We start from the raw sequence: 19024 nt of genomic DNA, 5'->3' as shown, positions 1-19024 counted from the left end.
GCTCCTTGTTAGGCTGCGGCCGATGCCGACGGGTTGGTGCAAAGCTCCTTGTAGAAGGTGCGAAGGTGCAGAGCGGAGTCGAACTGTTCCGGCACAGCCACGCCCTTGTGCTGGGCGCGATTGATGGCCTGACGGAGCAGGTTCGGGTTCAGCTCCTCACCGTTGGCGGCCTTCGGTGCAGTCGAGACGCCCTGGAGGGCGATCGGTGCGGCGGAGGCGACCGACTGGGTCGGGACGGGTGTCGACGGGGCCGCGATAACGACTTCGGGTTCCGACGTGGCGGGCGTTTCGACTGTGGCGCTTGCGCGTTGGTCGACCGCTTCGTCTGTTCCTTCCGTTGCAGCCGGCCGTGCGGCTTCTTTCGAAGCTACCTTGCCAGGCTTGGTGCGGGTCTGCTTCGAGGATGTTGGTGCAGTCACGTCAGGCTTCGAGGCTTCGGGGACATCAAGTGCAGCGGTGTCGCTGCCCTCCCCTGTCGCTTCGTTGCATTCAATGGCTGCCGGTGCGTCACTCTGCGCTTGCTCCGGGGCGGTCTGCGTGCCTGCCTGCTTGGCCTTCTCGATGAGAGCTTGGGCTTCGGCGGGCAGCTTGTTGCGGGTGCCGTCGGACGGCGTGGAGATGGCGGAGACTCCATTGCTGTGAGCGTTGCCGACTACCGGAGCCGGTGCCTGCTTCTGCTCGCCGCGAGGGGCGTCTTCACCCGACGTGGAACCCGGGAGACCGAGTGCCTCGTAGAGCTTGCCACGGACCTGCGAGTGACCTTCGGAGAAGGACGATGCCGAGTTGATGATCTTCAGGAACTCAGCGCTTGCGATGAGCCTCTGCTCGGGGTCCCGGAGGAACGCCTTGAAGAGGATCGTCGGCTGGATGGCCATGACCTGGCGGCCGTTACCATCGTCCACGAAGGTATCCGGATCGGGCAGTTCGAGCTTGCCCATCTCGGAGGTCACTTCCAGTGCGTAGCCCTTCAGTGGGCTGAACACATCGAGAAAGCGCTGAGTGCGGTGGTGAACACCGAAGATGTGCACGGGAACACCGTCGCGAACGACGGGGCAACCGAGACGATCCACCATCGGACGAAGCTCTTCCGCAGTGGGTTCGACGTCCTTGAAGGGACCAAAGGCAATTTTCATGGGTGTACTCCTCAGTCGGGTCCGGCCATTGGCGCGGCGTCCTGTCCCGACGTGATGCAAGAAGCCCCGGACGGGGGATTAGAGGTGAGTTACCAGTTGCGAGCGGTAAAGTGGGTTTCGAACGCGTCTTCAGGCATGTCCTTCTGACGGTTCTTTGTCGCTGCATCGTCTTTGGCGTCAGCGAACGAGGGTGTGGAAGGCTTCAACTGCTGTTCCGGACCCTGCGCACTTTGGCGTGGCGGGGGCGGCATGCGCTGTTGACGTTCCGTCTTCACCGGAGCTTGCTGCACAGGCTGTTGGGCCTCCGGAGCCGGTTCCTGGAGAGCTGCGTCTGCGGTCACCGACGCCTCTACGAGCACGTTGATGGTGGTTGCGCGGATGAAGTGCCAGTAACGGCGTCCGGCGGGGCCATCGTCTTCGTCGACGAGTTGCTCGCCCGACACGAGGATGCGTGCGTCCTTCTTGAGCTTGTCCCTGTAGTAGGGGAAGCCATCAGCCGGGACCTCGAACTTGACGTTGAACCAGGTCATGCGACTGCGAAGATCGTTACCACGGCGGTACAACTTGCGACTGCCAATGCGAAGCTTGAAGCGATAGGTGGTTGGAGTGGCCGAACCTTCAGGGAATGCCTTGTACTGCGCGTCCTCCCATACGGTGCCGGAAACGGTGTGGATGTTGGTGTCTTGAATCACGCTCATGGAGTCTTGCTCCGAGATGGTTCCATGGTGACCCGTCGATTGATTTTGGTTTATCGGCAGGCTTGGGCTCTGCTCCGTCCCAGTTGAACAGCTCTGGTGGCGAAGAGAAGTTGATGGGGGAATTGAAGGCTCCCTCTGACCCTTTTGGTGGCGATCGCCACGAAAACCTGTCGACTTATGCATGGGTGTTCTTCGTACAGAGCCTGCCGATCAGGCTCTCCAGGAAGAACACCCGGTGGCGTCCCACCGGGTGCTTGGGTCAAGCGGTGCGCCTTGCGTCATGCGGCCGGCGCGATCACTGCGGGTTCGCGGATGTGATCCATGAATCCCGCGTGGCGGGCCCAGCGCATCACGACGCCCGGTTCAATGCTCTCCTCCGAAGTGCGGATCAGCTCTTCAGCACTTTGGCGAGCAAACTCTTCACGGCGCGGGGAATTCTGCAAAGTGACCATCATTGGAAATCTCCATCGTTAACGGGGCCAGGTCCCCACCAAAGGAGCCGCGAGCAGCTGCTTTGGTGGGAACCTGGTCGTCACCGTGGAGGTGCCGGTGAGCACAGCTCCGGGCGAATGGAATCCATTCGCCACGGAGCGGGCTTACTGCGAGATCAGTCGTTCGAGCAAGTTGCAGCTTCCACCGGGACGTTACCGGTAGCGGCCGCTTCGACGACTGCGTCGATCTTGTTGGTCTGGCCAGAGGCGTAGGCAACAAGACCCGAAGCACTGCAATTCCTGGTTGCAGCCGTTTCGGCAGAGTGATGCGAGTGAATCAGCACCTTCGCGGCGCCGACGACGAGCAGGACAGTGACAACGAACACCCACAGAGCCGGGCTGGTCCAGAGGCTGGAACCTGCAGCAGTACGACCATGAGCGTTGGTATCAGCGACCCAAACCGAGCGATTGTTACGACGCATGAGGAAATTCCAATCCCGCCGTGCCGAGCGGGTAGAAGAAAAGGCAACTCCCCGTGGCACGTCGGGAAGGAAAAAACTTCCCGTGAATGCATGCGTCATCCGTGAGGATGGCGAAGCATCCCCAGGAGGAAAGGAATCTGCGCAGACGTCGCCAAGAAGGCGCGCTGTCCGAAGACAAAATCTGCGGAGGTGAATCTCGCGCGTGGGCGACCGGCGACCGGAGGTCACATCAGGCTCGCAAACGGGAGAAGTCACCTAGACGAACGCAACACTTTGCCGGAGCTGTCCGGGGTGCGTAGGTCGATGTCATGCGTCGGGGGCAGCGTCATTCCCGAGGGAACGGGCGCACGCTCGCACACGCATGGCCGGCAAAGGGCCGGGCTTAAGGCAGCAATGCTGCAGGGTCGTCACGCGACAATGCGAAGCGACGCAAGGGATTGATCCAGTGGATCGAGAGGGTAGCGCTGAGCGCCTTTGAAACACCTGTCTCTAGGAACAGGAACGGCCAGTTGGAGTGGGCCTCGTCACTCTAACGAGTCACACATGCAGAGCATGGGACTCTCGAAAAGCGGTGATGTGAGGTTATGCGCGCGCGCCGCGGGCTGTCAAGCGTCATCGACGAGGCTTCAAGAGCGGGAGACATCCTGTCCGCCCTGGACGGGAAACAAGGGGTGCTAAAGGCGGGGTTTCCGAGGGCGGTTGCAGAGGGTGCTGTTGAGAATGAGGTCACCATAGCCAAGGAGTGCCCTCGTGAGCGCTGTTCTCCAGATTCAAGAAGAAACGGCAGCACCCGCTGCCCCGCCCCGCCCCAACGTCGACCGCCAGGCCGCAAACGCGAACAAGAAGAAGCGCCGCGAGGAAGAGGCGAAATGGCGCCCGGACCACTCGACGCCCTACTGGATTCATCAGCTCGCGCTGAAGACCGACAAGGCCTCGTACGTCTATCACATGGCGTTGGTGCGCGCTCAGCAGTCTTTGTACTTCTTCTATCACACCCTTCCCGACGACGTGGACGCAGTGAGCGCGGCCGAGGCGGAGATCAACAAGCGCTTCGAAGCCATCGAGAAGCAGCTCGGTGACGAAATCGCGCGCTGCAAGGCAATCATCGACGGCATTGGTGCGGACCTCCCGACTGGATACTCCGGTGACCCGGAAATCCACGAAGTGGCGATGTACACCCCCGAGGCAAAGCGCTTCGCCACGCTGGTCGAGAACTACGATCAGCTCAATCAGCAGATGGACGTGCTGTGGTACGCAGGCCACGTCAACCGGAAGGTACGCGCCCAGAAGATGCAGGAGTACCGGAACCTGCTCGTTTCGTTCTCCCGCTGGATCTATGTCGAGAGCCGTCGCGCCAAGAACGCGGTCCGCGAGCACCGCATGATGCGCGATGCCAGCCGCATTGCGCGCGAAAAGGCGAAGGTGACTGGGCAGCGACAGGCAGACGGTGACGTGGTAACCGCGGCACCGAAGGAAGCTGCAGCTGGCGTCGCGTCGGCCAAGGCAACGAAGCGCGGACAGGCGGCCAGCGCTGAGGCCTGATGCTTAATCCAGCCCAGCTCCAAGCCGTTCGGATGCCGGGGCACTGTCTGGTGACAGCATGCCCCGGCTCCGGGAAGACAAAGCTGCTCGAACACCGGGCAGCTTTTTTGCTGGAACCACCGGCAAACAAAGTGCTGGCCGTTACCTTCACGTCCGAGTCCGCTCAGGAGCTGGAACATCGCATCCGGCAGCAGGCTCCCAATGCGCGCAACCGGCTGATGACTGGGACATTCCACGCACTGGCCAAGAAGCAGCTGCAGAACGCGCGCAAGCGCGTGCAACTCATCAACGCGATGCGGCAGAACGACCTCCTGCGCCGTGCCTATCGCGACACGATCGATGCCGACGCAGGAATCTCGTTCGAGGACGCCAGGGCCTTTGTCGAGGCGATGAAGGCCACCGTGGATCCGCACCTGCCGGACCGCCGCAGTAACCCCAAGTTCGACATGTTCCTTCGATATGAGGAGCTTCTCGAACAAACCGGGTCGTCGGACTTCGCGGACCTGCTGCTCAAAGCCGTACGAGGAATGCGCGACGGAACCGTTGCTCCATTCAGAACGCCGTTCATGCTGGTCGACGAGTTCCAGGACACCGACAAGGTTCAGCTGGCATGGATCGCCGAGCACGTCAATCTGCTGGGGACAAAGGTCACCGTCGTTGGCGACGACGACCAGTCGATCTATGAATGGCGTCACGCGATGGGTTTCGTTGGGTTTGAGGACTTCCGTCGGCTGACGGACGCCCCTCACGTCAGTCTGGACACGACGTACCGTTGCGCCCGGGAGATCATGGAGCCCGCATCCCTGCTGATCGCGCACAACGAAGAGCGCGTCGTGAAGTCCCTGACGACCGCAAACACGACGCGCGGGTCCACGGCGGTCAAGCCCTGCGCCGATAAGGAAGAAGAGTGGCTGGCCATTGCGACTGCTATCGCTTCTTCAGGTTCGCCTGGCGACTGGGCTGTGCTCGCACGGACGAACGCGCAGCTCGAGGCCCTTGAGCAGTACATCGCAGGGCGCGTTCCAACCATCCGTTCGGGCGGCACTAAGTTCTGGGAGCTGCGAGGCCCGTCGGTCTACCTGGCCATCTGTGGAGGGCTGACCACCGGCAATATGGCGGACCTCGACCAGGTGCTCGTGCGCGCCGGTGTCGGCGAATCGCAGCTTGAAGCGCTGCACGAGGAATGTCAGAGCCGGCAACCAGGCGCAGTCCATCGCTTCATCCACGGCGCAAAGAAAGGCTCTACCAAGGAGCCTATTGAGCGCTTACGGATTCTCATGCGCCAGTGGTCCGGAATGATCGCCGGCACCGAGATCAATCTCGCGCTTCACGGCATCGCCAACTACATCAAGACCAACATCAAGCTCTACGACAAGGAACGGCGAGCCGATGAGGTCGCGAAGGATGAGTCGCGTCTGGACTCGTGCGCGGCGGCCCTGAGTCGACTGCGGGGGCCGCTGATCCAACGAGTTCGGGCCGTCCTGCAGGAGGAGCGAGAGGAAGGCGGTGCGGCGCGCCTGTTGACCTTCCACTCCTCAAAGGGACTGGAGTTCCCCAACGTCTGGATCATGGGGTGCGAGGAGGGTGTCATCCCATCCACGAACAGCCCGATCGAGGAGGAGCGGCGTCTTTTTTACGTCGGCATGACCCGCGCCAAACTCAACCTGACCATCTCGTACGTTGTGGACGAGAAGGCCCCGCCCACGAGGTTCATCTCCGAGGCCGGACTCAAGTGAACCGCTGAAAGTCAGGGAGGAAGGGATCACATGATGATGGAAGTCGTTGCCGCCACCCTCTTCGCCGCGCTGGCCAGCACCCTTGCGATTGCGCGCAGAGGCCTCCGTCGACGAGACGAAGTGATCACGTCGTATCGCACCCAGTTGGTCGTCTCCCATCGGTATCTACGGGAGATCAAGGCTGCGCTCGCCTGCGACGGTGGCGTAGCCCGCCATATCGCGCACACGCGCCACATCGCCCGAGACTTGGGGCGGTTCGGCGCTGGCTTCCTTGAACGAGCGCCGGAAACAGCCAGCCGGCTCGTTGAGACCGATCGCTACCTCCAGGCCCTAGGCGCGACAGTCGGGCTCCCTACGCAGGCCGTCATGGCCACGCAGGACGAGTCGTTCGAGCGCACCTACGCCCCTCTTTCCCGATACATCACCCCTGACTCCCGCTGACCCTACTTTCTCATCACTGTCTTTGCGTCTACGCCGACGCCCTGATGCGCACTGCGTGTAGCCGCCGCAACCATGGAGGTAACCATGTTCAAGGAATTTGGATTCATCGAAGCCCTGCCCTACTTGTGCATCGCCTTGGGCGCTGTTCTCGCGAAGGGAGTAGGCGCTCTTGCCGACGCGAAAGCCGCCGGCGTGCTGCCCACAGGCTCTGAGCCTGCGAAAAACGGCAATCGCTCGGCCATCGAGACACGCGAGGGCGAGATTCGGGTTATGGACCGCCGCGCGGCGGCCGGCGAGGCGCTGCTCCGCAAGCCCGTACCGCCGCAGCGGATTGAAGCATCGCGCTCGCGGGATGGTGACGGCGATGACTTCACAACCTCGCTGGTAGTGGCCGCGGCGACCCATAGCACGCTTGCCGGCGCGCTCGCCGGCGGATCTTTAGCGGGTGCAGTGGTAGGGGAAGCTCTGGCCGAGGAACGCGACCACCGGGACGATCCGAGCGATTCCTGCCGGGGCGCTGATGATCGCGACAGTTGGGACGAACGCGGCGACAGCGACGCGTGTGTTGGCAATGGCGTTAACTCTGACTGGTCGTCGGACGACTAACCTCACCCCCAGGGCATGTCACCCCGGAAGGCCCGCCCGAAACTGGCGGGCTTTCTTCGTATCGGGTTGACCGATTATTGCGGCCTGAGGGATTTGTGACCTGCACCTTGCAAAGGGCCCGAGTGCTATTCCTGGCGCGGAGATGATCGGCCCCCGTGGCGCCATTCGTCTTCCGCATTCAGAGCGATCGTCACTTTGACACCGAGGTACCGGGCCTCATCACGTTGACTTCGCAAATGCAGACGTCAGTAACCAGGTGACGGTGCTCTGGACGCACCATACCTTCACTCAGGTCTCCTCCGTCTACGGAGGTCAAGACATCATGTCCATCACGCTGGAGCCGACGAGGCAACGATGAGATGGTCAGGCGCGCATTGTCGGGAACACCTTGTAGAAGGACACGCAGGTCACCTACGGTGTGGAACAGAGCTGCTGGAATCTTGGGCATCGAACTGGTCACTCCGAAATGTTGGGCGATCACTAGGCGCGCTTAGCGAACATCGATATCGATGTCCAAAGAGCAATGCTCATCAGCACGATCAGGATTGGGGTCAGCGTCGCCGGCAGCTGAACAGGCGACAGAAGGAGAAGGAAGGCACCCAGAGGTATCGAGAACATGGCGTGTCGTCCGAGGACGTACATGTGAGGCGAAGTGAGCCCAAAGCCAGCGGCTTTGATCTTGCGCGACACAAATGCGTCAACGATAAACGGCACGGCCACCACGAGAGCATAAGTCCACCAGGTGGACGCGACCGCAACACGGACGAAGAGCTGGTACAGGAGTGTCCAGCACACGCGCATACGCCCGGCTGCCCAGTCCCTCAGAGGGCTTAGGAACCCGTTGACCTTCGCGTCCGTGTCGTCAACCTCCTTGCCTGGCTCCATGATCTTGAAGGTGGCTTCAATCACGTGGGAGTGCACGAAGGTCGCCTCCCAGACCGAGCGAGCGTTCCTCTCTGCGCGCGCCGCGGCTCCCTCACCGAGGACAACACGCGTCTGCGCCCTCTCCTCCTCCACCTGGCGAACTAGCCACTCTTCCTTGACGAAGAAGACGTAGGCCATAGTCCAGCAGGCTATGAAGATGAGCCCCCACTTCCAGAGGGTTAGTTCGCGACCTGTGGCTGTTGAGCTCATGCCGCGCACTCACTGAAGACGTCGTACTCAAGGTCGTTCTCGGACGCCGCGAGCACATGCATGTCGTCCGGATCCAAGACACGATATGCGATCGCTGCGGCGAACCGGCGCGGCGACTGAAGCTCGAACCCGTCCCCTTGTAGGAGTGCGATGACCGGCTCGCCGTTCCGCTCGATCCATTCCTGCAGCGGTGCATCGCAGCGCGGATCCCAACGCCGTCCACCGATCGAGATCTCCAGCTCGAGCAAGCGGCTGACGTTCGCGAGCACCAGGTTGATGAATGTGCGCGCCGCGGCTTCGCCCTCTTCCTTGGAGGCAGCGGGAATGGCCTCCTCGAGGAAGTGGCTGAGAAGGCTCTTGTGAGTGAAGGGATAGACGATATGGGGAGGAATGAACCAGGCCAGCCGCAGAGCCACGTCGCGCAGGCGCGGCACACGGCTAAAGAGCAATGCGGCAATGTCTGTCATCCGCAACCCGTCGAGCGCGCGCTTCAGAAGGATCTGCGCTTCGTCCGGTGGGCTGATGGCGGTAGGTGCGGTCGTTTCCATGAAATTCCTCTGCATTCCTTATGCGGCTTTCTTCATTTCGAGAGCATCTTTCAGAATCGGGATTCGGCCCTTCACGAGCCGTCCGCCGGATACCTGGGCGAAGAACTCCAGGTTTGGCAAGCAACCCAACACGTCCGGCGCAACCATCGGCGCCTCGGTCTCCTTCATCGCCTCCGTGATCTTGTACCCGAAGGCGCCCGGTGTGTCGGACTTCGCATCTGTAGCCTGCGAGTACTCGATGTGGCGAACAACTGTGGTCGGGAACGTCTCGGCGATGTACTCCTGCGTGCCGCCGTCGATAGTGCGCAGAACGATCTTATTGTTGAGGTTGCCGAGCACCATGCGCGCCTTCGTCTCGCTGCCAACCTTGGCCGCGAAGTCGGCGAACGTCTGGGTGGCCACGACGAGGCGAATGGCTGAGCCGCCGGCCTTGTTGAGAAGCTGAATCAGCTTGTCACTGACCAGCTCGGCCGCCTCGTCGATGATCAGCGTGACGGGGCGAAGCTTGTGGGGCGACCGCTCGCGCTCCAGCTGTTCGCCGCGCCGCTTGATGAATTCGATGAAGTCGACGTTGTCTTCATAGTTGTAGCGGTCACCCGACACGGAGGTCATGTCAGAAATGAACATCGAGCCGATCGCCGACGCCACCATGCTGTCCGACATGGAGTCGAGACCCAAATAGCAGACCTGCCCGTTGCGGATGATGTTGGCGAAGTTCGTGATGGGACGCTTGTCGTCCAGATCCGACGTGTCAGGCGACAGCAAGTCGCCCAATGTGCCGGCCGTGAGCATCGTCAGGACCGGGGTCAAGCTGGCCGTCATCTTCTGCTGATGCGCCTTATCGTGTTCCAGGTCGCTGATGAGGCCTTCGAGCACGCCGCTCGGCGCTGTCTTCTGCACGAGCGCCTTGTAGAACCGCGAGTAGGCGATAGCGACGTTCAGGTCGTCGGTGCCCTTCGCAGCCTTGAGGTAGCCCTTAACGTCTTCGCGCCACGTGGGCAGGTGCTTGTCGAAGTACGCTTCGCAGGCACGTACGACGAGCCACTCTGGGCCGCTGTCCACAAAGCGCTTCAGAAGCCGCAGCGTCGGCTTCGAGTTGATCAGCAATAGGCCCTCGATCAGGTTGGTCAAGATCATCCACGAGTGCGCCGTGAATGGGTCCGCACCGGTCTCAGAGGGAATTAGCGAGGCAATGCGCGTGGCCAGCTCGGTGGCGCGGTTGAAGTTCTTGAGCGGGTCGATACGCCAGCTCGTCTCTGGGAACGCGGGGTGGAAGAACACGAAATCAGTGGGGCGGCCCTGCAGGTGACACGCCTGCAACGCGGACTCGGCCAGGCCCTTGTCACCCTTCGGGTCCCAGATAAGCACAGCCTCGCCGCGCGCTACGGCCTGGTGGATGATCGTATCCAGCATACGGCTCTTACCCGCACGCGTCGTTCCGACCAGCAGAATGTGGCCGGCCGTGTGATCAAGTGGAATTTCGATAGGGCGCTCGCGCTCCATGCCGATCCCATGGATCCACGGCTGACCCATGAACGCATCTGCAGGTTGGTCGGGTGCGGACAGACGTTGTGGGTCCTGTCTCCGCAGCATGTGGGTGAGCTGGCATTCCGCCTGCGTCCAGTCAAAGCCATAACCCAGAAAAATGGTCCGCTGACTCAATGCGACGCGATCGTTGAGCTCCTGGCGGGACTGGAAAGTGACACCCACGCCGGCGAGAAACTTCTGTTGTCGGTACCGACGAAGCGCGTGCCGTCCGCGCACGATCAGCATCATCAAGCAAAACGAGGCGAAGGCGACGAATGCGGGTGATCGAATATCCGAGGTGACACCCATGAGCGCCATGATGGCAAGTGCGGCGCCCCAGGCAGCGGTTGAGTAGTACTCGTAGACCGGACGAAAGGGGTCCTCAAAGCGGAATACGGCTGCACTCATGCACTCAGCTCCTTTACCGCCACGTTCGCTGCCGCGGCGCGCATGTCCAAGTCGCGATCCCAGCTCGCGTTCTTCACGAGCGGTACGGACGACTGCGAGGACAACGCATTGGTGCCCCGCGAGTCGATCAGGTAGGCGTTCTCGTCCGCCGTGGCCTGCATGTGCAACTGGAAGATCGAACCGACCAGGTCATGTTGCTTTGCGAACTGCTTGAGGAGCGCGCGCCATTCCTTGGGTGCGATGTCGTCCGCCAAGATCTGGTTCTGCTCCAGGTGCTCGCCCATGAAGTCGTCGAACGCCAGGCGCAGATGCGGCCCATCGGATGGCTCCATCGCGCGAGGGTTCTTGATCAAGGCAGCGACGGTAGCCGGGATGTATGGGCCCATGGGTAGAACGCCCGCCTGGAGGCCCTTTGAAGTCTGCACCGCGATAGGCAGCAGGAGGCGCATTGCTTCCGTCACCTCTTCCGACAAACGAATCGCGTTGATCGTCTGGCCTCCGACCTGCAGCGGCACGGTGCTTCGGTTTGCGAACTTCGGGTCGCGCACCATCCAACCCTTCTTCTCGAGCAGCTTCATCAGATCGCCCGGAGGAATACCAAGGTTGTTGACGGCTACTGGGTAGGCAATGTGCAGGTGGGCACCCTCTTCAAACACGTGCGTTCCCTCTTTGAGAGTCCCGTCGCGGATGCGATCAGCCAGGGCGAGCACGTAGATGCCAGCTCCCATGTTCTCGGTCCGCTCGAACCATGCGCGCGCGAGTTCCGGTGATGCGGGTGGCCAGTCGGTTCGGGCAGCCCGTGCCTGCGCCTGACGCACCTCCTCGTCTCGAAGGTCACGATCCACGCGCCGATCACGCACCTCGATGCCCTGACCCGCTTCCTCGGTCTGCGCAGATGCAGGTTCCGCGACGTCTTCATCGCTGTCTTCTGGCTCGCTATCGAACGCGAGCGCAGCCGGAAGGCCGTGGTCGCCGGGGACGTCATCTCCGTCGTCAGTTGATGGTGCCGCTGCCGCAATGGCCGGCTTGGGCTCGGACTGCTTCGCACGGTTACGACTCGGCGCATTTGCAGCCACCGCAGTGGCTGTGGCTTCAGGCGCTGGGACATTTGCTGTGGATAGCTCCGGGAGCGGTGTGCCGGCTGCTCCTGGTACAGGGGCGCCGCCCGCGATGATCGAACCCCAACGATCGCGCGGTGGATCGCCGGCCGCGCTATCGGTTCCCCCCATCGGCGCGGTTGCCACTGACGCCTCGCCTCCTGCAACGGTGGCGTGGGGGCCGTCGGCGGGTGTTTGCGTGCTCGCAACAGCACTCGGAACGTCGCCAGACCCCGGGGCGGCTTCTCCTGGCGTGGCACGCGCCGCCGGTGCTGATGGCGTCACAGGCGCCGATGCATTGTCAGCTCCCACGGAGACGCCACCGTTCGAAATCACCTTGCCTTGCGGGTCGAACACGTCAACCAGCAGTGCCTTCGGAGGAACGATCGAGCTGGGGATGACCTCGTCACGCGTGAACACCACGCCGAGTACCGGCGCGATAGTCGTCTTACCACGATCCTCGATGTGGATACCCAGGTTCCAGTTCTGATACTGGCGACCGTCTGGCATGACGTTGGGTCGCACCATTCCGTGGTCCAATAGGACGGTCACGATCTTCTGCACGTCCGTGGGCAAGGACGTCTCGCCCGCGTCCTTCAGGAGGCCAATTACGTTCGCCAGGACGCTCGGATACACCGCCACGACACCTTCCGTAGTCATGTAGATCCCACTGTCGACGTTGTTGATGACCCATTCGCCGCTCTCGATCTGATCGTGGATCGTCCGGACGACACGCGCGGCAAGGCCACGAGACCCACCCATGCCAGCGGAGGCCTGGCGTTTACGCGATTCCTTGATGTCGCGCTCAACACTGGCGCTATCGGCTGCCTTGATGATTGCGCACAGCGGGTTGCGCGGATCGACGCCACCGCTCAGGGCCATGAGCATTGCGTCGATCGCTTCTTGGCCGTAGTGAGCGCCCAGCCAATCCAATGTGGTCTGAGGGAAGATTCGATACACGAGCGCGCCGGTGAACGCCTCGTGGCGCTTGTGTCGAGCGCCAGGCCGCCAGTGAATGTTGTAGTACGGAAGGTTGTGCGTCTGGAGCCAGTCGTACAGGGACGACGTGTGCGGGTTCCAGCTCAGGTTGCCACTCGCGTCCAGGGCGCCCACGTCGACGATGGGCTTGCCCATGTCGTGGATCATGGCGCCCAGCATCGCGGCGATGCGCCAGCGCGGTTCGAGCTGCTTGCGGACAACCGGCGGGTGATCCAGGGCGAACACCGCTGACTCACACTTCAGGGCCGCAAAGAAGGCGCACTCCAGCCCATGCCGGAACAAGCCACCCTGCCCGTAGTGATGGTGCGTTTCGGACGCCGGAAGGAGATGCACGTACCGGGCGTACTCGTATACCGCCGGCAGGAAGATCCGCTTGAACTCTTCGTGTGACAGACCCGAGGTCCGGTGCAGATCGTCGACGAGGCTCTGCTGACTCTCCACCAGCACCTCAGGTGGGGCCGAAGGAACCGCAAGACCGACGTCCGGGTAAGTTGGAATCGGCTGCCCGTTGAACAAGGGCGCGGTTGACGTCGGCACGGCGGGCGCGAGCGTGTTGGTTGCCGGCGACGGCGTTCCGCCTGCCGCGCTTTGGCCACTTGCAGGTGCCGCGCCTGGCGCTGGCCCGCTCGGAGCCGCTACCGCAGCAGGCGGGGGCGCGGCGAGGTTGCCCCCGCCGAGAATCTTCCTCAAGAACTGAAGCACTGTCGCTCCTGCGTTGCATACCGTATGCAATGCATTCTGTCGTCCGCGAGACTGGCTCCGTTCTCGAAAGGACAGGGTCTTGCGCCCGTGTTTCCCAGTTCCTACGCGGGTGCCAACAAGCGCTGGATGAACTCCAGGGCCTCGCGGCAACGGTCACCGCCTATGCCCTCGTCCGGATTCGTCCGGAACACCCACTCACACGTGGGTGGAAAGGGCGCGTCGTCGAGGGCAACGAACCGGTGCACGCCCCGACTTCGCGCGAAGGCGACGATCTCGTCATGTCGTTTGTAGCGCCCACTCAACTCCGGTCCGGTGACATCACGCACGCGCTCTGCCAGGTGCGATGTCTCGGCGCGACTCATGTCAAGTTGCTGCAGCAGGAAGGCGCGGCTGCCGGTGCGCCAGTTCGTGGATAGCACCACGTCTAGCCACGGGCACGCATCGAGGATGCTGTGAAACTCCGGAAGCCAACAGAACGTCCCTGATTGGTTGTGATGTAGCACGCCATCCACATCGCAAAACAGGACCGGGTGCCCCCGAAGGCCCGGCCACTTCGGTGTCATGGCCGGTGGCTCGACTGCGAGTGGCGCAGTAGGACGAGCAAGAAGACATCGAGGAACGCTTTGAGGAAAGCCATCGTGAGCCTCACAAAAAAAAAGCCCGGGAGGCGCGAAGGCCGCCCGGGCAGGTTTGCAGCACTGAGGACAGGGGGAAACAGCGCTGCAAATGCGGTGCTAGCGCTTAGAACATGCCGCCAATGCTCTGCGCGATCCCGGAACTCAAAACGGGCTCGCTCTCTTCCCACTTCAAGTTGACCTTATTGGCAGTGGAGGTGACGCGGGTGCGGTAGCGCTTGTAGTTGGTCTGCTCGTCATACGTCACCCGGTCGCCGCCGGAGGTGCCCTGCTTGAGGTTCTGCTCGCCATTGACGTGCACGGGGGCCTTCGTGCGTTCGGACACCTGCACGTCGACGATGGCGGAGAAATAGACATCCTTCACCATGTTGCTGGCGATGAAGTCGGCAGCGCCAGCTGCGAGGCCTACGGCGCCGATGCTGCGCCCGCTCAGGTTGCCGTTCAGCGCTGCAGCCGTGGCTGCACCAGCGATGGCGCCATCCAGCGGGCTACCGAAGCCGGTGACCGTCGCGGCCTGCGCCGCAGTCTGGCTGACTTGGCCGACCTGCAGGACGTTCGCTTGCAACTGGTACTGGGCAGCTTCGGGATCGTCGACCAGCGTATAGCCGCGACCCTGCAGCATCGACTTGAGCTGCGTGCCGAAGTTGAAGTTGGGCTTGTCGGACGTGTTGCGCACGTCGACGAACACCGTCTTGGTTGCCGAGGGCGTCAGGAAGACCGTCTCGGACATCTTGTTCTGGACTTCGAGGTTGCGCTTGCTGATGGCCACCTGGCCAGCGGCGCAACCGCCGAGGGTGACGAGTGCAACGGCGAGAAAGAGGCCGCGGATCAGATTCATGGTAAATCCCCTTTGTGGTTTGCAATTTGCCCTCAGCCCGGTCCTGGGTGAGTAGCGGTGATGCGATCGCGCTGCCGTCCTTCTCAACGCGATCGGTACTTCCAGTCGGCCTTCCATGGGCACATGCGCCGTACTCCGCTCGCCATCTCGCGCAGTGGCTCCTGCCTCAAGCGCGCGACGTATCCCGCTCCCTTGGGATGCGCTTCCTGAACTCCTTGTATTCGCTGGCGTGGAGCTTCAGCCGGCGGGGCATCCTGCCCACGTCTCCAAGCTCGCACGCGTCTTTATTCCGTCCAAGCCAAGCGCAGTTTCCGCTGCCAAAACGGGTGCACTCACAGATCTACGCCGATGCCGCCGCCAATCGTTCGGGCGCCGGACGTGACCGCTCCCCCAAAATTGACATGCACTCGATCACCGAGTTGAGTGGCAAATCCAACCGCCAGCGCCTTCTCACCTCCCTGGTAGCCGACGCCAGCTGCGATGCGTCCGCTGCCGCTTGCCCCCGCAGAGGCGGTGCCCATTTGGCTCATTGCTGTGGCCATGGCTCCTGTTCGCGCGACCGAGACGTCGACAGCATGGAACCGGTCATTGACCTTCTGTGCGAACTGGTCAATACCGGTTTGCATATCCACGAACTGTTGCGCCGAGTACGCCTTCGCCTGCTTGATGGCGTCTTGCACGGCGGCGTCGACCTGCCCCACGTTTGCAGCGTCCGTTGTGGCGGTGCCTGCTGCGACATTCGTCACTGCGCGTTCCTTCCCGGCTGCGCCTACGGACACAGTGTTGTCTCGGTCCGCAACAGACCCAGCCCCTAGCGCAACGGCGTTCTGCGCTTGCGCGTCTGCCCCTTCCCCGACCGCGACTGAGTGGTCCTTCTCCACGCTAGCATTGGCACCGAGAGCGACGGAGTGAGTCGCCACCGCCTTGATGTGGGTGTTACTACCCACCGCAGTGGAGTAATCCGCGTTCACTCGTGCCCCCCCACCCAGCGCGGTGTCTCCGGCGCCAGCCGCGAAACTGTCTCCACCGACCGCTGTCGCGTTCTGTCCGTTCGCCGAGGAGGAACCACCCATCGCGACTGCGTTGGTATTGGGCGCGACCGTCGCGCTTTGGCCAGTGGAGCCCGTTGCCGCACCCGCTGCTACCTTTGACTCCAGGCTAGTGATTCGCGCGATATTGGTGGACAGCGCTTTATCAACGGCGACAAAGGCATCGCCGACGCTGCCATAGGTCATTCCTTGCAGCGAGTACGACGGAGGTACAAATACCCCGAACCCAATTGAGGCGCCCCCGCCAAGGGCAGTAAATGCACTCGCGACCTTGTCATCGACGCGTAGGAGCTGGCCATAGTTCACCGCGTCCGAGGTGCTCACACCCGCAGCGACGTTTGCGATCGTCGTCCCGTTCTGTCCACCAAGTTCGAGGCGAGCCTTCGAACCATCTGAGTATGCGACGCCGGTTACAGACCCCGTGGCAACCAGGCTAGCCAGCGCATCAAGCTGGCCTTTATTCACGGCATCGCCAGCGTCCACGCCATCAGCGACATGGCTGACGCGTACCACCCGGGCTCCGTCGCCAAGATCAAGCGCCGTTTTCGAAGAATCGGAGAATCGCACTGCGGTACTGGAAAGGGTCGCCAGCTCTCCCTGTGCAACTCCCAGCTGATTCTGGATGTCGGTAATCGAGCCCGAAACACGGGAGTTGACCGCGGAGAGCTGCCCAACGTTCACCGCATCGCCGTCATCCTGGCCAGCCGCAACATTACTAATTTGGGTCCCTCCGCTACCCTGAAGAACGAGCCTCGACTTCGATGCATCCGAATAGCTCAAGGCGAGCGGGTTTGTCGTCGCTAAGTTAGCGACCGCGGCATCCAGCTGGCGTTTATTGATCGCATCAGTGGCTCCTTGTCCGTCCGCGACACCACTGAGCAGCACTCCGGCGCCATCGGAAGTAAGCCTTACCGCAGTGTGGCTCGAGTCGGTGAACACAACAGCCCGGTTGCCCAACGCTTGTAACGTGCCCTGTATCGAAGTTGTCGAGGCGGTAAGCCCGGCGATACCGTCACGAGCGTTCGTGTCCACAGCTGTCAGCTGGTTCATGTTGACGGCGTCACTTCCGACGACGCCCGCCGCGACGTTCTTGATCTGGGTGCCCGACGCACCCGCTAGCGCAAGCGTTGTTTTGTTGGCGTCCGTATAGGAAAGAGCGAGCGGATCGGTGGCTGGAATGGTCGCGAGAAGCGCATCAAGCTGGCTCTTGTTCACCGCGTCGCCGGCGCTCACACCGTCGGCCACGTTGTGCAAATTGACCGCGTTGATGCCGTCTCCTAGTGTGACCTGCGTGTGACCACCGTCGCCATATACTACCGCGCCACTCTGCAGATTGATGAGCGATGTCTCCAGTCCGGATTTCACGCTGTTTAACAGCGCGAGATTGACGGCGTCATAGTCGTTGACCGCGTAGTCCACGTTGCTCAAGCGGACCATGCCCGCGCCATTCCCTAGTTTTATGGTGCTGGCACTCGTGTACTTCACCGCCGACGCATTAAGTGCGGCTACTGACGCGTTCGCGGCATCTGCGGCCTCCTGCGCGTTTGCGATTCCTGGAGTCAAGGCGCTGTTGAGGCCATCCAGTTGCGCCTTGTTCACGGCGTCGAGTGGACCCACGCCTCCCGCAACGTTGGTGATGGTCACAGCGGACCCCCCGGTTCCCGTCGTACCGAGGGTGATCGCGAATGGGTTGGTATAGCGGACGGTGGATCCAACCACCGCCTGCAAGCCATCGAGCCTGGTTCCCAACGACTGGGACACGCCCGTCAGCTGCGCAACGTTCACCGCGTCGAGATCTGCGACGCCTGATTTGACGTTGCTGAGCGTTGCGCCCTCACTGCCGGAAAGAGTGATCTTGTCCTTGGCTTGGCTGTCATATTGGATCGCGAGACCCACAGCTGCGCTGGCTTGACTGGCTACTTCCCCTACGGCCTTCAACTGGAGGACGTTTACTGCGTCGGTATCCGATGAGCCGGGCGCAACACCGGTTATCTGCCGCTGCCCGTTTGGAGTGCCGATGCCAATCTCGCCCACGGAAGCTTGCGCGCCGAGCATGTAGGCGGTGTAGCTCGCCATTCCTCCCCTAGTCGCCTGTGCGTTTGCACCGAGCGCCACGCTATTTGTCTGCGTTGCGGTTGCACTGTAACCGAGCGACGTCGAATAGGCCGCTGTCGATGACGCTTGACCACCGAGGTCGGTCGTGTAGTCAGCGCGCGCTGCATAGCCAGAGCTGGCTCCAACCGCGACCGAGTAGAGGCCCTGAGTCTGCGCGCCGGTACCAACCACCGTTGCGGATTCGTTGTTCGCCAGTGCGTTCGCACCCAAGGCCGTGGCGCCGTCCAAAGCCATAGCGCCAACACCAACCTTGGCGTAAGAGTACCCAAGATTGATCTGGTCGAGCTGAGCCGACGCACTTGACTTGAATGCGGCGAGGTCACTATTGACGACCTTCAGCTGGGCCACATTTACCGCATCGGTATCAGCAATGCCCGCGGAAACGTATTGAAGGTTGCGTGTGCCAAGGGATGAGCCGATGGATACCGCGCCAACGCTCGATTGGTTCGAAAGAAGGTATGCCGCAACACCGGTGTACGGGTCGTAAGTGACGGTAGAACCGCTACCGAGTGCGACGGAGCCATCATGCCCGGCTTGCGCTCTATAGCCGATCGCCACCGAACCGTTACTCGACGCGCTTGCCTCTGCCCCGAGTGCGACTGAATAAGGCGACGAAACGTTTGCTTCGCCGCCAATAGCAATACCAAACGAACTGTTCGACACCGCGCTGACGCCGATGGCGATATCGGACGTTCCGGTCGCGCTTGAGTAGTAGCCCAGGGCAGTGGCGCTCGCGGAGGTCTTTGCGAAATAGCCAACGCTCGTGCCGTAGTTGGCAGCTGTCGAATTGACGCCGAGGCTTAAGCCGTAGAGCCCCGCATTCGACGCATAGCCCAGTGCGATGGCATAACTGTTTGCCATACTGCCCGGACCCAGAGCGACTGCGTAAAAGTTGGCGAACGA

The 19024-nt window shown here is 61.9% G+C and carries 15 protein-coding genes; 4 read left to right on the top strand and 11 right to left on the bottom strand.

All coding sequences use genetic code 11. From position 1 onward, the window contains the following. Window positions 1–8: 8 nt before the first annotated feature. The 4 genes from RKE25_RS22620 to RKE25_RS22605 form a co-directional block, all read right to left on the bottom strand. The gene (locus RKE25_RS22620) at window positions 9–1133 is read right to left on the bottom strand and encodes a hypothetical protein (RefSeq protein WP_311842466.1); all 1125 of its coding nucleotides are present in this window, start codon (window positions 1131–1133) and stop codon (window positions 9–11) included. An 89-nt stretch (window positions 1134–1222) separates the two neighbouring features. Next, window positions 1223–1831: a hypothetical protein gene (locus RKE25_RS22615; protein ID WP_311842465.1), complete on the bottom strand. Its 609-nt coding sequence runs from the start codon at window positions 1829–1831 to the stop codon at window positions 1223–1225. Window positions 1832–2109: 278 nt separating this feature from the next. Next, window positions 2110–2286, bottom strand: coding sequence for a hypothetical protein (locus RKE25_RS22610; RefSeq protein ID WP_311842464.1), 177 nt, complete (start codon window positions 2284–2286; stop codon window positions 2110–2112). Between the two features lie 152 nt (window positions 2287–2438). Then, the gene (locus RKE25_RS22605) at window positions 2439–2744 is read right to left on the bottom strand and encodes a hypothetical protein (protein ID WP_311842463.1); all 306 of its coding nucleotides are present in this window, start codon (window positions 2742–2744) and stop codon (window positions 2439–2441) included. Window positions 2745–3494: 750 nt separating this feature from the next. On the opposite strand from RKE25_RS22605, the gene RKE25_RS22600 reads away from it, so the two are divergent. The 4 genes from RKE25_RS22600 to RKE25_RS22585 all read left to right on the top strand — a co-directional run bounded on the left by RKE25_RS22600 (window position 3495) and on the right by RKE25_RS22585 (window position 7069). Then, a complete protein-coding gene (locus RKE25_RS22600) occupies window positions 3495–4286 on the top strand; it encodes a hypothetical protein (protein WP_311842462.1) in 792 nt (263 codons plus the stop codon). Next, window positions 4286–6022 carry an ATP-dependent helicase gene (locus RKE25_RS22595; protein WP_311842656.1) on the top strand — a complete coding sequence of 579 codons (1737 nt, stop codon included), beginning with the start codon at window positions 4286–4288 and terminating at the stop codon, window positions 6020–6022. The genes RKE25_RS22600 and RKE25_RS22595 overlap by 1 nt, the downstream gene beginning before the upstream one ends. A gap of 30 nt (window positions 6023–6052) precedes the next feature. Continuing rightward, window positions 6053–6463, top strand: a complete 411-nt coding sequence (locus tag RKE25_RS22590) for a hypothetical protein (RefSeq protein ID WP_311842655.1) — start codon at window positions 6053–6055, stop codon at window positions 6461–6463. A gap of 84 nt (window positions 6464–6547) precedes the next feature. Next, window positions 6548–7069 carry a hypothetical protein gene (locus RKE25_RS22585; protein WP_311842654.1) on the top strand — a complete coding sequence of 174 codons (522 nt, stop codon included), beginning with the start codon at window positions 6548–6550 and terminating at the stop codon, window positions 7067–7069. Window positions 7070–7549: 480 nt separating this feature from the next. Here RKE25_RS22585 and RKE25_RS22580 read toward each other — a convergent pair whose 3' ends face one another. From RKE25_RS22580 to RKE25_RS22550, 7 genes are all read right to left on the bottom strand, one after another. Next, the gene (locus RKE25_RS22580; protein ID WP_311842653.1) at window positions 7550–8203 is read right to left on the bottom strand and encodes a DUF4400 domain-containing protein; all 654 of its coding nucleotides are present in this window, start codon (window positions 8201–8203) and stop codon (window positions 7550–7552) included. Next, a complete protein-coding gene (locus tag RKE25_RS22575) occupies window positions 8200–8751 on the bottom strand; it encodes a hypothetical protein (RefSeq protein ID WP_311842652.1) in 552 nt (183 codons plus the stop codon). The genes RKE25_RS22580 and RKE25_RS22575 overlap by 4 nt, the downstream gene beginning before the upstream one ends. Window positions 8752–8769: 18 nt before the next feature. Beyond that, a complete protein-coding gene (gene traD, locus RKE25_RS22570) occupies window positions 8770–10686 on the bottom strand; it encodes a conjugative transfer system coupling protein TraD (RefSeq protein WP_311842651.1) in 1917 nt (638 codons plus the stop codon). Further along, complete coding sequence (gene mobH, locus RKE25_RS22565; RefSeq protein WP_311842650.1) at window positions 10683–13484, bottom strand: MobH family relaxase; 2802 nt, start codon at window positions 13482–13484, stop codon at window positions 10683–10685. The genes traD and mobH overlap by 4 nt, the downstream gene beginning before the upstream one ends. A gap of 101 nt (window positions 13485–13585) precedes the next feature. After that, on the bottom strand, window positions 13586–14047 hold the full coding sequence (locus tag RKE25_RS22560; protein ID WP_311842649.1) for an HAD domain-containing protein: 462 nt from the start codon (window positions 14045–14047) through the stop codon (window positions 13586–13588). 178 nt (window positions 14048–14225) lie between these two features. Then, window positions 14226–14957 carry a complement resistance protein TraT gene (locus RKE25_RS22555; RefSeq protein ID WP_311842648.1) on the bottom strand — a complete coding sequence of 244 codons (732 nt, stop codon included), beginning with the start codon at window positions 14955–14957 and terminating at the stop codon, window positions 14226–14228. A gap of 332 nt (window positions 14958–15289) precedes the next feature. Next, window positions 15290–18982: a YadA-like family protein gene (locus tag RKE25_RS22550; RefSeq protein ID WP_311842647.1), complete on the bottom strand. Its 3693-nt coding sequence runs from the start codon at window positions 18980–18982 to the stop codon at window positions 15290–15292. Window positions 18983–19024 lie beyond the last annotated feature (42 nt).

The sequence above is a fragment of the Dyella sp. BiH032 genome, from assembly GCF_031954525.1.
Classification (GTDB): Bacteria; Pseudomonadota; Gammaproteobacteria; order Xanthomonadales; family Rhodanobacteraceae; genus Dyella_D.
Note: the sequence above shows the minus strand (reverse complement) of the source record. Positions and strands in the feature narration are given on the sequence as shown.